Annotated in this window: 6 protein-coding genes; all 6 read right to left on the bottom strand. The window is 61.4% G+C overall.

Translation table 11 applies throughout. The annotated features are described in order from the left end of the window. A partial coding sequence (locus BLQ28_RS24130) for a ShlB/FhaC/HecB family hemolysin secretion/activation protein (protein ID WP_143012576.1) occupies nucleotides 1-835 on the bottom strand: 835 nt, incomplete at its 3' end. 38 nt (nucleotides 836-873) lie between these two features. Further along, nucleotides 874-1,488, bottom strand: coding sequence for a hypothetical protein (locus BLQ28_RS24135; protein WP_093245577.1), 615 nt, complete (start codon nucleotides 1,486-1,488; stop codon nucleotides 874-876). Nucleotides 1,489-1,559: 71 nt separating this feature from the next. Continuing rightward, the gene (locus BLQ28_RS32790; protein ID WP_143012564.1) at nucleotides 1,560-1,961 is read right to left on the bottom strand and encodes a hypothetical protein; all 402 of its coding nucleotides are present in this window, start codon (nucleotides 1,959-1,961) and stop codon (nucleotides 1,560-1,562) included. Further along, nucleotides 1,961-11,767: a two-partner secretion domain-containing protein gene (locus BLQ28_RS24140; protein WP_093245579.1), complete on the bottom strand. Its 9,807-nt coding sequence runs from the start codon at nucleotides 11,765-11,767 to the stop codon at nucleotides 1,961-1,963. Before BLQ28_RS24140 ends, BLQ28_RS32790 begins: the two co-directional genes overlap by 1 nt. Before the next feature lie 303 nt (nucleotides 11,768-12,070). Further along, nucleotides 12,071-13,381, bottom strand: a complete 1,311-nt coding sequence (locus BLQ28_RS24145) for a tetratricopeptide repeat protein (protein ID WP_093245581.1) — start codon at nucleotides 13,379-13,381, stop codon at nucleotides 12,071-12,073. A gap of 48 nt (nucleotides 13,382-13,429) precedes the next feature. Next, on the bottom strand, nucleotides 13,430-13,969 hold the full coding sequence (locus BLQ28_RS24150; RefSeq protein ID WP_093245583.1) for a hypothetical protein: 540 nt from the start codon (nucleotides 13,967-13,969) through the stop codon (nucleotides 13,430-13,432). Nucleotides 13,970-14,137 lie beyond the last annotated feature (168 nt).

Raw genomic sequence — 14,137 nt, forward strand, 5'->3', positions numbered from 1 at the left:
CGTTGATGCTGTGGTTGGCGCTGACGTAGAGCAGGTCGTTCAGGCCGAAGGGGTTGTCCAGCGAGACGGTGGCGCCGGATTGGTAGCGGCCCGTGGCTTTGGTGCCGCTGTCGTCCAGGCTCAGGTTGACGCGCCACTTCTTGGATTGGACGTACTTGACGACAAGGTCGCTGTCGCCGGGCTTGGCGTCTGCGGCTGTCGAGGGCTCGATCTGGATGTCGGCTTCGGCGGTGGGGGAACGCTTGAGGTTTTCCAGGCCTTGCTCGATGTCGCGCAGGTTCAGCAGGTCACCGGGGCGTGCGGGGATGGCGGTGGCAAGCAAGGCTGAGCTGCCGAGCAAGGTCGATGAGGAGTCTGCGGTCGTGCGGATGGCGGCGATGCGGCCTGGGACGAGGGACAGCGTCAAGGTGCCGGACGACAGATCCTGCGGCGCGGCAAGAACGCGGGTCGTGACGTAGCCGCGAGCGATGGCGGCTTGCTGGGCGCGTGCGAGGACTACGTTGACGCCGGCGGTGCCGAGGCAGCGGCCGATGGGGGAATCGTTGCCATCGGGGCCGGACAGATCGGCGACGGCCCATTGGAAGGATTCGGACTGCTCACCAACTAGGAGTACGCGGTCGATGCGAAAGCACGGGGACTCGGACTCGGGGATGCGCTGGTTTGGCGCTGGGGGCGCCGCTTGTGGGCGCTGGTCGACGGTGCGCTCGTTCTGCTCGCGCAGTGCTCGCTCACGCTCTTGCTGGCGTTGCTGCTCGACGAAGGGCTGCGGGGTTGTTGGGGATTGCTGGGCCAGTGCCACCAGCGGTGATGCGACAAGGGCTGCGGCCACGGCCATGCGCGTGCGTCGATGCACGCCAACGGGGCAGATCATGATCAGCGCCTGAACTCGACTATGCGGACAGCGGACGGCTTACCGGAAAAGCCGCTCACAGCACCATCAGCGCCAAAGAGGATATCCACCGGCTCATCTTCCTGGGTCGTCCAGTACCGCCAAGTATTGCCGTTCAAGTCCTTGGTGTCGTTGCGCGACGGATAGCTGAGCGACATCAGCACTTGAGGTCGCGTCATGCCGATCACGACCTTGGCCGAGTAGGCAGCCTTCTGCACCTCGGGACTCCAAGTGGCGAGCGTCAGCTTGGGGTCTGTGGGAACAACGATCTGATTCGTCCAGCGCAGCATGTCTTCTCTGCTGTGGGCTGTGTCGTCGCGCAGCGAGATGTAGTCGCCTCCGATGGTCCCATAGGCATAGCGATCGCGCTTCAGGGTATCGATCACGACGGGCTCGCCGGCGGGCACGATGGCGCCGCCCAGCATATTCGTGCTGGAAACCCAGCCGTAGTCGGGGCGCAGATTGCAGCAGGTATAGCCGGTGATGGGCTGGGCGAGTTTGGCGGCGCAGCCAGCGAGCAACGAATTCAGCGATAGCACCGTCACCAAGCTCAAGAATATGCGATGAAAGTCAGCCTTCGATAACTTGATAAGTTTCATTTTTATTCCCAAAAATCACATCGGCTTTCAACATCAATGCTGAAGTAACCCAAAGCAGGTACACCCAATATTTACTCGAAACCAAAAACAATAACAGGCACGTCACTCACTCGGCCCAAATCTTGGATCGCCATTTTTCGCGCAAAATATCCAAATATTTTCTCCAAAATGGAGTATGCACCTCTCGCCTCCGCAAATCCGACACTCCATCCGCCATCCACCACTTGCCAGGAAATCAATAAATCCAATCCATTGACATCCCAAAAAGTCATTGATTGAATTTTCTTTTTCATCAACTCGCCGGCCGACCAATCACTCAATTCAATTTCATCCCCTTCATACGACCAGGCAAGAATCTTTCCGAAAGAAGGATTGACTGGATTCATTTCAAATAGAGATGAAATCTCTTTAAGAGAATTTACCACGTTATCAAAAGGCTGCGGCATAGCAACCCGAAGCGTGCCAATTGTCATCACGGCTCCTTAAAAATAAAAACGTTTTCCACTCCCAGTCTTTTCGTCAGAAAATTATAGACTGAAGGTGGTGTGGAATCTGTGATGTAGTATTGAACGATGACGCCACGCTGAGCAGCAACCTCTTGTAGTTTTGCGATTTCATTTCCCAAATTTCCCAGATTATTTGCCTTGGCAGGTCCGCCCACTCCAATCAATTGTCCATTTGGACCAACAACATCGATGTCCGTATTACCACGGCTTGTAATTATCTTTTCGTTGGAGACCTGCCCTCCAGAAATTCCCGCAACCCGATTTTCGCGCGCTTGCCCAACTTGATTTGCCGAAGCGCCGTTACTTTGATTTGAGGAGTCACTTCCCTCATTTGAAGAAGACAAGGTCACATTACCGGGCGAATAGCCAAGGCCTGTGAGTGGAATCGGTGCCGCGTATGGGACACAAACTGGAGGTGTGATGCAAGGCAAGACAACCACCCCCGCTGCAACGGTACTGCCTCCAGTGCTGGGGCCACTCCCGCCGTCTATGTCTGGCGGCACCTGCGGTGGATTAGCCGCCGATACCGCGGCACGAAACTCGTCGACTACTGCAATCCCGAGGTTCTTGGCACCATTTGCAACGCTTTCCTTTGCCCAGTTCCCCAAATCAATAGCGACGTCTGCTGCACCATAAACGTGATATGCGCCGGTCTTCATGAGTGCGGCAATTTCCTCGGCATTCTGAGTCCCTCGGTTTTGCGAAGAAATTAAGTCGTCATATCCGGGAGTGGTCGGATTTACCCCCGCCGCACATTTAAGGATTGCACATTGCGCATCCGCGAGTCTCCTTTGTTTATCCGCTGTTGCGCCTTCCTGCAGCCCGGCTAACGCTGCTCTCTGAGCAGCATTTGCTTGCCTGTTGTTCACGTCCTGCGAATACCCACTTGCTGCACCTGCGGCACCTCCCGCGGCTGCTCCAATTCCTGCTGCGACTGCGGCACCTACGGCGTTCTTGACACCTGGCGGCAGATTCCCTGTATACGCATCGATCATTGGCGCCGCCAGCGCCGTTGTAGCGGCGCCCAACGCGCCATCAACGCCGCCCCCCAATGCGCCAACGATGGTGTGCGCGACCATGCGACCTACACCACCTTCCTTCCAGGTGTCATAGTTTCCTTGCTCGGTACTCATGATGCTGTTGGCACCATCCAGAACCTGCTGCGCCTGTTGCCGTTGCTCCGGCGTTGCATTTGGGTCGTTCAGGACTTGTTGAGCTATCCCGGCCTGATCGCTGGCAAATTCGTACCTGCGCGTTTGCTGGTCGGCATATGCCCCTACCGCCTTGGCGGCAGAAGCATTGAACTCCTGAGTTATCGCGGCTTGAGCCTGCACATTCTTGATGATGTCCTGGGTATTCCAGTCCTTGATCAGAGTGCCGGCGCTGCTCGCGTCGCCGGTCCTCACACTCTGATCGCCTGCGATGCCACTGATGCCTGATTTGGTGGTGCTGTCTTGACTGTTCCCGGAATAGCCGCCGATGCCTGCACCGCGACTTGGCGGTACAGGCGCTTGTCCCTTCTTGGGATCCCACGTCGGATTCGGGTCGTTGGGTGTTGTGTAGCCCAGACTCACGTTGGCACCAACCGAATAGCTGCTGCCACTTGACCGGCTCAAGTTCTGAAGATCGCTCGTCGTGAGCGCGCCGCCCGTGGAGAAACTGTTCTTGCTGTTGTCGATGGCCGCTTGGGTGCTTTCGATCACAGCACCCGTCAGGTTCGTGTTGCCTTTGACCTTCACATCGAAGCCGCTGTCCCCAGCCTTGATGCCCGCCTGGGTATTCGGACTGATGAAAACCCCATTGGCCTTGGCACTCGCCGCATTGCCGCTGACAGTGGCCACCACCCCGTAGCAGATCGGTGGGACGCACACGCTCACCCCGAAGCCGCCGCTGGACTGCCGACTCTGTCCCACGCTCACATCTTGCAAGGTGGTGATTTTCAGGTCGCCCCCCACATCTGCCTTTACGCGATTGCCTTCGATGGTCGCCCCATTGAGCGTGAGGTTGCGACCACTGGAGGCATTTACTGCGTTGCCGCCAGAGACCTGGGTAGCGTTGTAGGTTGTCTCGTTCTGGTTATCGCTGCCCTTACCGTTTTGCACACCCAACTGGATGCTCACGCCGTTCTGCGCGCCCGCCCCAAGCGTGACCCCTACGCTGGCGCCACGGCTGGAGTTTTGGCCCACAGTCACGCTTGTGTTCTTGCTGGCCTCCAGGAGGATGTCGTTGTCTGCCGCCATGTTGACGGTGTTGCCCGCTGCGATGGTGGAGCCCACGGCGTGGATGTTGGAGTCAGCGCCTGCGCCCGTTGCCACGATGTTCACGTTGTTCGCCCCCGTGACGCTGGAGCCCACGGCGGTAGTGCTGGCCGTGACGCTGGTGCCCTGGCTGGTGTTGCGGCTCGCGCTCACGCTGACGCCGTAACTCAGTTGCCCTATGTTGCTCAGGTCAGTCAGGCTAGGGCCGCTGCCGCTCAAGGCGCCGGCGAGCGTGCTGCCCGCGCCGTAGGCTTGCTGGCCCGCCATTGCCAGATTCAGCGCGCCCAAGACCTGCATCCGGCCATTGCCGCTGGTATCTCCCATCGCTCGCACGGTGCTTCTGGCATTGCGCAAGCTATCAGTGCTCACCCCCATGAAGCTGGCGCTACCGCCAAGCTTGCTGCTGGAACTGCGCTGCATACTCACGCTCTGCTCGGTGTTGTACGCCTCGTTGATAGTGACGTTTTTCGCGAGGATGTTGATGTCCCCGCCCACCTGTGGGCCTGCTTGCCCCGCAGCCAGAACACTGCTGGCGGTCTGGCGGTATTCGTTGCCTGCCACCAATGTCACGTTGCCCGAGAGACTGGCCACCTGGCTGGATTGCTGGGTGGTGCTGACGGTTGCCTTGGCTCCGAAATCCTTGATGTTGCCCAATCCCGGTGACGACCAGGAACCAATGAACCCGCTCTTGCCGTTGGCCGAAGAACTGCTGCTGAGTTCAGTGTTCTGGGCACTCTCGATGGTGAGGTTGCGCCCAGCCAGCATCGTGATGTTCCCGTCGGTCACGACGGTGGCCGCTTGCAAGGTGGTGTCACGCCCACTGATGGTCTGCAGGCTGCCGGCAGAGATGGTGGTGCCGACCGCCTGGGTCTTGATATCGGCGCTGGTGCTGTTACCCGAGAACTGGCGATTGCCATAGCCGCCGACCGGACCTCCAGCATCGGAGGCAACAGCCCATGCCTTGGACAATCCTGTGCTGCTGCTGCGCTGCTGGCTCGCGTGCAGATCCTGAGTCGTCCGATTGGCAGTTGTGAGGTTGATGTCGCGTTTGGCCGACAGGCTCATCGCCTCTTGCGAGCTGAGTTGTGCCGCCTGGGCATTGATGTCGTTGCCGGCGACCAGGGTTACAGTCTTCCCACTCAGGCTGCTGGACAGCACATCCACGGTGCTAGTGCTGTCCAAGGTGCTGGAGCTGTTGCTCCGGAACAGGGATTTGGACGACCTCTGCGTAGCTGAGGCAACACTTGTCACTTCCTGGCCGGCCGTCAGATTGATATTGTTTTTCGCCGTGACAATCAGCGCGCCTTCTGTACTGCCTACAGCACCGGCGCGGATATTCACGTCATTGCCTGCAACGAGGCCCACGCCATCCTGCGCCTGGATGATCGAACCCACTTCCCGGCTCTGCGACGAGATACCTGCAATGTTCTTATTGGCGAACGAGATGGTGTATCCCTCGGAGACGGTGCCAAGGTTGATGTTGCGATTCGCGCCCACGGTCGCTGAGCCAACACTCATCAAGGCTGCACCAACGATATTGGCGTCTCGACCAGCCGAGGCGACCAATACTCCTCCGGGGTTGGTCACATAGACACCTGCTACACGGTCGATACCGGTCGTGGTCCCCGCGTTCGAGGTCGTGGTTCTTATGTTGATATCGCGTCCGGCAGCAAGGACTGCAGCGTCCTGTGCCGTGATACTTCCGCCGATGTTGTTGAGATCGGTGCGAGCGGTCACGCCAACGACTCCGCCGGCAATCCGACCGCCATCGAGATTGTTGACGTTGTCGGCAGTAATCGACACCAGGGACCGGCCAGCGATGGTGCCCTTGTTCGTCACATCGCCCGTGCTCTTGATGATCGTCGCGTCCGCGCTAAGAAGCGCTCCCGAGCCGTCGATGTCACCCGGCCGCACCCGTACATACACCTGCGGCACAAGCACTTGTTGGGTCGAGCCATCCGGGAGTGTGACGGTCTGCTGAACGAGCCACACGATGTCGCTTGTCAACTGCGCCATCTGCGCAGCGGTCAGTGCTACGCCTGGGCGAAGCCCGTACTGCTTCGCGAAGGTCGCGCCCGCATTCATCAGCGCGGCGTACTGGTCGTCGTCGTTATTGAATCCGCCCAGGTATCGATAGCCCGTCAGTTGAGCGACCTGCTCACGGATAAGCTGCTGCTCATAGAAGCCATCGCCCAGGCGCTTGAGCATGTTGTTCGGATCAAGTCCGAGGTTGCTGAGCAGGTAGTCGCTGCTGAGCCAATTGCGGTAGTTCGCAAACCTCGGGTCCGTCTCGATCAGAAAATTGCCACTCGCCTGCGTGCGAAACAGGCTCGCCTGGGGCAGGCTCAAGTTCGGCGTGCTGGTGCGCACCACCACCGGGATGGTCTGGCCACCGCCTGCACTGCTACCGCCGGAGGTTCCGGCGCCAGTGCCAGCTGTACCGATAACTGTCCCGACATTGGCAGCCACTTCTACGATGGTTCCAGCGCGCGAGCTACCGTTGGCACTGCTGGCTCCGCCGCCACCCGCACTACCGGACCCTGTAGTCGCGCTGCCGGCGCTATAGCCTGCTGTGGCGTTGATGTTCTCCTGGTACTTGTAGGCGCCCAAAGGGATGCTCAGCGGCGCGAGCACGATGGGAATGTTGGTAGCCTCCACCTGGCCCTGGTTGTTGATCACGCTCGCCAGTCCCGACACTTTGACCAAGCCAGTCAACTGGCTGGACTGGTAGTCGTTGGCAGTGATCGTTCCTCCCGCGAGCACTTGGCTGTCCTGGTTGTACAGGTGACCATTGACTGTCATGTTGCCGCCTGCGATCAGGTGCGCCGGATCGGCGTTGACGGCGGTGTCCGTGACTGTTGTGATGCTGTTGGTCCAAAGGCCGTAGCCGCCGATGCCTACGAGCTCGCCGGTGTCCTTGCGATAGATCAGGCCGTTGATCGGATCGAGATTGACTTCGGCAAGTGTGTACTGGGTTGTCCGGCCAACGCCGCTGCCCACCGGCGTAACGGGGGCCACGCCGACCATGACGCTCTGCGTTGATGTGGGTGTCCCGAGCTGAATGTGCACGTCGCGGTTGTTGACGTTGGCCATCGAGAGGGACATGTTGCCCAGCGACTGGATGTCCGCGCTCAGGTTGTCGAGCGTGCTACCTTGGCCGATGGCCTTGCGGCTCGCATCGAGCGCGCCACCGATGGCCATGTTGCCGCTGCTGAAGACCAGCGCGTGCTCCCGGTTCGTGATGTTGGTCGCGCCGATGTCCAGGTCTCCGCGAGAAGCAATGGTCGCGGCGGTCGTCGTGCCGCCAACGGTCTCAGTGTCGTTGAGCAGGGTCCCAGTGCTGATCGAGATGGCATCGCCATAGATGCGGCCCGTGCCGATGTTGTTCAGCGCACTCGTATTGACCTGGGTGCTGCCTTGGCTGTCGACCAGGCCGCGGTTATTCAACGTGCCGGCATTGATGATGGTGTCCATCCCTGACATTTCGCCCGTGACGGTGTTGTCGACCACGTTGCCATTGACCGTCAAGGTATTGCCCGCAAGCAGCTTGGCGTTGTTGGTCAGATGGCCGGTGGTGCCATAGGTCAGATTTCCGCTCACGCTGACGTCATGGTTGTTGACGATGTCCTGCGTCAGCGCCACGGACATGTCGCGTCCGCTGGTGAAGCTTCCATCGTTGCTGAAGCTGGCCGCGTCGATCTGGAGGCTGTTGCTGGCCACCATCGATCCGCCAGTGTTCACGACGTTGAGGGTCTTGGCGCTTGGGTTGGCGGCGTTTGGATCGACGAGCTTGAGTGTGTCCCCCGCCGAAAGCAGGCCACCTGCGGAATTGTCAACCGTGCCCCCACTGGTGACCGTGAGGTTCTGCGAGGCGCGAACGGCGCCGGTCTGGTTTCCGAGGTTGGCGGCATTGATCGCAACGTTCGTGCCTTCGATGCCTTGATTCGTACCACTGGTGTTGGCGTTGTTGACGCCGGCCGCGTTCAGCGTGGTGGTGTCGCTGGACCTCAGCAGGCCGCCTACGTTCTGGAGATTGCCGGAAGTGACCGTCAGCGCACCGACCGCCTGAGTTTGGCCGCCGCTGTTGTCGTAGGTCGTGCCGTTCGTATTGACCGCGACCGCAGCCTGCCCGATGACCTGTCCGCCCGCGGTGTTCGAGAAGCTCTGCGTGTTGGCCGTGAGAGCTCCTTTGGCGCCCACGAATCCCGCGCTGCTGTTCACAGCGCCTGCGTTGAGCGTGAGGGTGTCGGCGCTCGTGATGCCGCCTTGGCCGTTCGCGTAGCCGGCCGCGTTGGTATTCGTGAGTGCCTGGCCATGTGTGTCGATGGTCATCGCGCCACCGCTTTGCACGAGGCCGCTGTCGTTCTGCAGAGCACCGGATTTGATATCTACGGTGGTTGTGGCCGCGATGGTCCCTTTGGCGCTGTTGTCCAGGGTATTGCCGTGCGTGTCGACCGAGAGGCTGTTGCCAAAGACCTTGCCACCTTGATTGACCAGGCCACCATTACTCAAGGTGGTAGTGCCACCGGCTTGCAAGGTGCCAGCGTTGTTGGTAGTCGTGCCGCTGGTTGCGACCGCCAGATTGCCGGTGACAGCCGCCGTGGTCCCGGCGCTGTTGTTCAGGCTGGCGGCGGTGATCGTGGTGTTGCCGTTGGCCGCGAGCATCCCGCCCACGTTCGTAGCTGCACCCGAGACGGTTGCATTGAGGTTGCCGACGGCCGTCAGGGTGCCCGCGTCGTTCTTGAGGCTGCCCGCTTGGGCAGTAACGTTGCCGCCAGCAAGGATCTTGCCGTCCGCAGAGTTGTCGAGTTGGCTGGCAACGGTGAGGTTCAGATCGGACGTGCCTGCGGCTTGCAGCTTGCCGCCCTGGTTGGCCATGGAGCCTGCGCTGGCGGTGATGGCGCCGTTGCTCGCAATGGTGCCCCCGCTATTCAAGAGAGCTCCACCGACATTGAGCATCGTAGTGCCGGTGCCGGCCTGCACGATGCTGCCGCCGTTCTGGTTGCTCAGGGAACCGGCCGACAGGTCGATCTGCTGGGCGGAGGTGCTGCCACCGTCCTGATTGAACGCACCCGTCACATTGACGGCCAGCGCGCCGTTGCCGGTGATCTCGCCATTCGCACCGCTATAGCTACCGCCCGCAATGCTCAGGGTGCCGGTGCCGGCATGGTCGATCTTGCCGTTCGTGTTCGTGATGGACGCGGCCTGGAGTGTCAGGTCCTGACCGTTGGTCGCGATCTGGCTGTTCGAGTTGTCGATGCTGCCGCTGACGGCAAGCACGGTTGCGCCGGTGCCGGTCTGGATGATCTTGCCACCGCTGGTGTTAGCGATGTTCGACGCGTTGATCTGCAACTGGCCGGCGTTGAGCTGGCCGGCGTTGTTCACCAGCGTTTGGGCGGGCTGTGCGTTGGCCGTGATGGCGAGCGTGCCAGGGGTGGCGACTGTGGCGCCGCTGGTGGTCGCATTCCCCTGTGTGGCCGTGAGTGCAATGTTCGCAGCGCCGGTCTGGCTGCCGGAGACATCGATGGAAGCGCCCTTGAGCGTGGCATTGCCGCCTGCGACGTTGGTGCCGGTCGAAGTCAGGGCCTGCGCGGCCGTGACGTTCATGTCGCCGGTGCTTTGAAGGCTGCCCTTGCTGCCGTCAAGGCTGCCGGCCTGGATCGCAAGAGTCCCGCCGCTGGCGATATGGCCGTCGGTGTTCAGGAGTTGCTGCCCGACGGTAAGCTGGACATTGCCGCCAGCCGAAGACATGGTCCCTTGGCTGTTGTTCAGGGATTGGGCCGAGACACTGAGACTCTGATTCGAGGTCAACCTACCCGAGGTGTTCTGGATCGCGCCAGCGACGTTGGCTGTCAGTGCGCCAGTGGCCGAGATCGTGCCTCGTGTGTTGTTGGCGTTACCACCGACCGTGAGGTTTGCATTGCTGTCGCTGGTCAGCACGCCGTCCTGGTTGTTCAGGTCGCCCGTCGCCGTGATGTCCAGGCTGCCGGCATGAAGAGTCCCCGTCGCATTGCTGAAAGTGCCGAGGTTCGCAGTGAAAGCGCCAGAGATGTTCAGCGTGCCCCCCGCATTCTGGAAGCTCGGCTGGTTCAGCGACATGCTCGCGACAGAAAGGGTTCCCCCATTGTTCACGAGGTTCGCCGTCTGCACGGTGATCGGGCCGCCAGCGTAGACCTTCCCGCCGTCGTTCTGTATCGTGCCTGCGGCGACGATGGCGCCCGCCTCAATCGGTGCCGCGGCAGATGCGGCAGTGCCACCGGTTGTCACTCCACCGGTCGATGCGGGACTGCTCGTCGAGCCGCTTGAGCCTGAGCTCGGCGCAGTACCTGTGCCAGTGCTGCTGCCAGTACCGGCTGTCGAAGCAGATACAGGTTCGCTGCCGATCCATCCGCCGTTGGTGTTGCTGATCGTGGGAGCCGTAAACGCCAGCGGCGCCATGCTGGTCTGGCGGATCGTCCCCCGGTTGATGATGTCGCTGCCGGTGCTCGTAAGCTGCACGCTTTGGCCTTCCAGCGTGCCTGTGTTCTCCAGCCTGCCGGCTGATGTCACGATGAGATTGCCGTTGCTTGCTCCGATGCTCCCGGCGTTGCGCACGCCCAAGCCGGCTTCCGTCCCAATGAGCGTGATCTTGCCGGCATACATGCCACCCAGCGCAGCCACGTCGAGTGCGAAGGTGGGTGCTTGCCCAGTCCCCGCAACAGGTGTCACTTGGCTGTGATCCGCCGACACCTGGTTGGCCCCGGTCACAACCTTCAGTTCACTTGCCCAGATGCCCGCATTGGCCTGCACGGCACGGGCAAGAATCGCCGCGTAGTCGGTCTTGCTGACATCGAGGCCTGCGCCATCGATGCTGATCGTGCCGCCGCGCACCAGAAAACTGTCGAGGCTGCCTGCTGGGCTGAACTGCGGCGTGCCGGTGGTCAGCGTGGCTCGGCTCGCGTTGATGAAGCCCCCGCCATCGACACTGATGCCTGCCGGATTCGCGATGATCACTTCCGCGCGTTGCCCACCGACCTCGATGTAGCCGCGCAGCTGGCTTGGAATGCCGCCGTTGACTTCGTTGAGGATGATGCGTGCCGAACCGCCAGCCAGATTGGGATTGCCTTGCGTCCAGCCACCCAACTGGGTCTGAACATTCGTTCTGCTGTTGTTGAGGATTGCCCCGTTGGGGCCGACACTGAACTGGTTGTAGACGTTGCGCGAAACGCCCGCAGCGGACGGTGTCTGCACGTTGATCAACGGCACACCGTTGGGTGCGACCAGCACAGTCGGACGAAGGTTGCCGGGGACGTTGGGGGCTCCGACGATCTGGGCCTGGCTGGGCATCACCGCCAAGAGCCCGAAGAGCACGGCCGCAGCCACCGGCGAAAGGACCGCTGCCGACACCGACGACGCCGTCTTGCCTCCACCCGTTGCTTTGGACGCGCCCTTGCCTGTGCTCGTGGCCGTTTCCTGAACCACCATGCGCATGCCCCGCGCGGCGTTGAAGACGATGCGGTGCAGATGGCGATTCATGTTCTTGGCGCTCCCTGATAGTTGTTCGTCTGCTACGCATCTGTGACGAGACGCTCCAAACGGGAGGCGATTATGCAGAGCTGAAACCTTTGCATACGAGGCACTTATTCACAAAACCAAACTGCACGCAAAAGACTTCGTTGCATGTAATTCATATGAACTACATCCATCCGTGATCCGTGGTATTTGCGCAATAGCAAGGCGGCGAAAAAGCGCGCCCCAGATCGCCGGCATGCTTGACCGGCCAACGATCAGGCAGGCCGCAAGCCTGCGAAGAGCGCCTCTAAAGGGCTCTAGGAGGTTCTAGACAGCCGGCGCCGGCCGCAGCAACCAACGCACTTCCTGCGTCTGCTCGCTGTCCGGATAACGCGACTCCAGCGTCGTCAGAATCGGCTGTGCCATGTCCGTGCGCCCCAGCCCCTGCACCAACGCGCGGGCTGCCAATTCATAGGCCTGCGGGATCGCCTCATTGCCGCGAAAGCGGCGATCGAAGCCCGACAGCAACGCCAGCGTGGCGTGCGCGTCGCCGTTGCGCCATTCGGCGCGCGCCATCGCGATCACCATCGACGGGTCGTCGAGCGCAAAGGTCTTGTCGCGCTCGCGGCAAAGCTTGAAGACCTTCAGCGCTTCGGACGCCATGTCGCGACGCATCAGCAGCGGGATGAAGCGCCGCGCCTGATCGAGCATCGTGGCCTGCTTGTCGGGCAGCATCGCCAGCACGCGGTGGTAGCGGCGCTGCGCCGCGAGGTCGTCCGACGCGGCCGTGCGCTGCGCTTCGTAGGCCGTGCCGAGCGCGGCGGCGAGGTCGCCGTCGGTGATGAGTTGCGCCACTTCGGCATCGGTGCGCTGCGCGGCGATCTGCTCGGGCGTGCGGCGGTCCACCGGTGCGCCATCGCCGAGTTCGCTCCCGGGCACGGCGTCGATGCCGAACGCATCGTGGTGCTGGAACATCACGTAGCCCAGCAGGCTCGCCATGACCCAGCCGAAGTAGATGAAGGCGAAGTTGACGATCGGCAGGATGATGCGGCCGTCGAACATCGGCACCACCATCGAAATGGCCACCTGCGCGCCCGAACTCAAGAGGAACAGGAAGAAGCACAGCAGCGCGTAAGGCCAACCGATGGTGCGCATCGCGTCCATGACATGGCCCGGGTTCATTGCCTGGAAGAAGCTGCCGGACTGCACCAGCACGATCACCGCCGCCGGAAAGGTGAAGGACATGACGAACAGCGCGACCGTGCCCAGCACTGGCGCATACCAGGCCAGCCAGCCAATCAGGAAGGCCTGCACCACCGAAATGGCGAACAGCTTCCACGGCAGGTAGGTCCAATCGTCGCTGGACTCGCGGCCGAAGTCGGCCGAATCGCGGATGCCGCGCGCACCGAGCGCGATGATCTTGAAGCCGTAGCGGCTGGCCGCCAGCATGATGCCGATCTCGATGAGCACGAAGGCCAGCACATCGGGCAGGAAGAAGATCGCCTCGAAGAAAAGGCTGCAGAACGACAGCAGCAGGCCATAGGCCAGCGGCCGCATCTGGAACGGAAAGGCGAAGAAGCTGTTGAGCCGGTGCCAGAACGGCGGCGGAGGCGGCAACGAATCCTTGACGACGATCATGACGAGGGCCTGCTTTCTGTTCGGGTCTTGCTGCTTTTTGCGGCTTGCTTACTTGCGGAAGAACTCGCTCTGGCTCATGGCGCCCCGGCCGCCGACGCGCACCACCGTGGCCTCGTCGGCATGCACGAGGCGCATCTGGCCCAGTTCGCGCTCCAGGCGCTGCGTGAAGCTGGTCTTGAACTGCAGGATCGACTCGCCCATCTTGAGCACGCTGGTGCCTTGAACGGTCGCGCTGCGGCGGTCGGTGGCTACCTCGATGGTGTCGATGTGGTAGTCGTACTCGATGGCGAGGATGCTGCCGACCTGGTCGCTGATGGCGCGGATCTTCTCGAAGGTCTTGCGGGTGGCCTCGCAGGCCTCGTCGCGGTCGTGGGTGGTCTCGACCGTCTTGCCCATCATCGTGGTCTTGCTTTCGATCACGGCCTTGCGGCTGAGCTGCTTGCACAGCTTGTCGGCATCGTTGGCGGAGATGGCGCGCGCTTCCTGGTGGTAGTAGTCGCGCACCATGTTCTCGTCGAGCTTGCGGCCGCCGATAAAGAAGTACCACGCCCCGATGCAGAGCGCGATCACGATCGCTATTTGCTTCATTCTTCCCCCCGCCCGCATGCACGCGGCCTTGGCGCTCCGATCGGCCTCATTCACACGGCCTCATTCGATTTTTCGGGGCAGTATACGTTAACAAATGTTTCCATTTGGCGGCCGAATCGCGGGTGTCCGGGGTCGTCGCCGATGGCCGCCGAACCCATCTCGCGGGAG

It is taken from the genome of Variovorax sp. EL159 (assembly GCF_900100965.1).
Lineage (GTDB): Bacteria > Pseudomonadota > Gammaproteobacteria > Burkholderiales > Burkholderiaceae_C > Variovorax.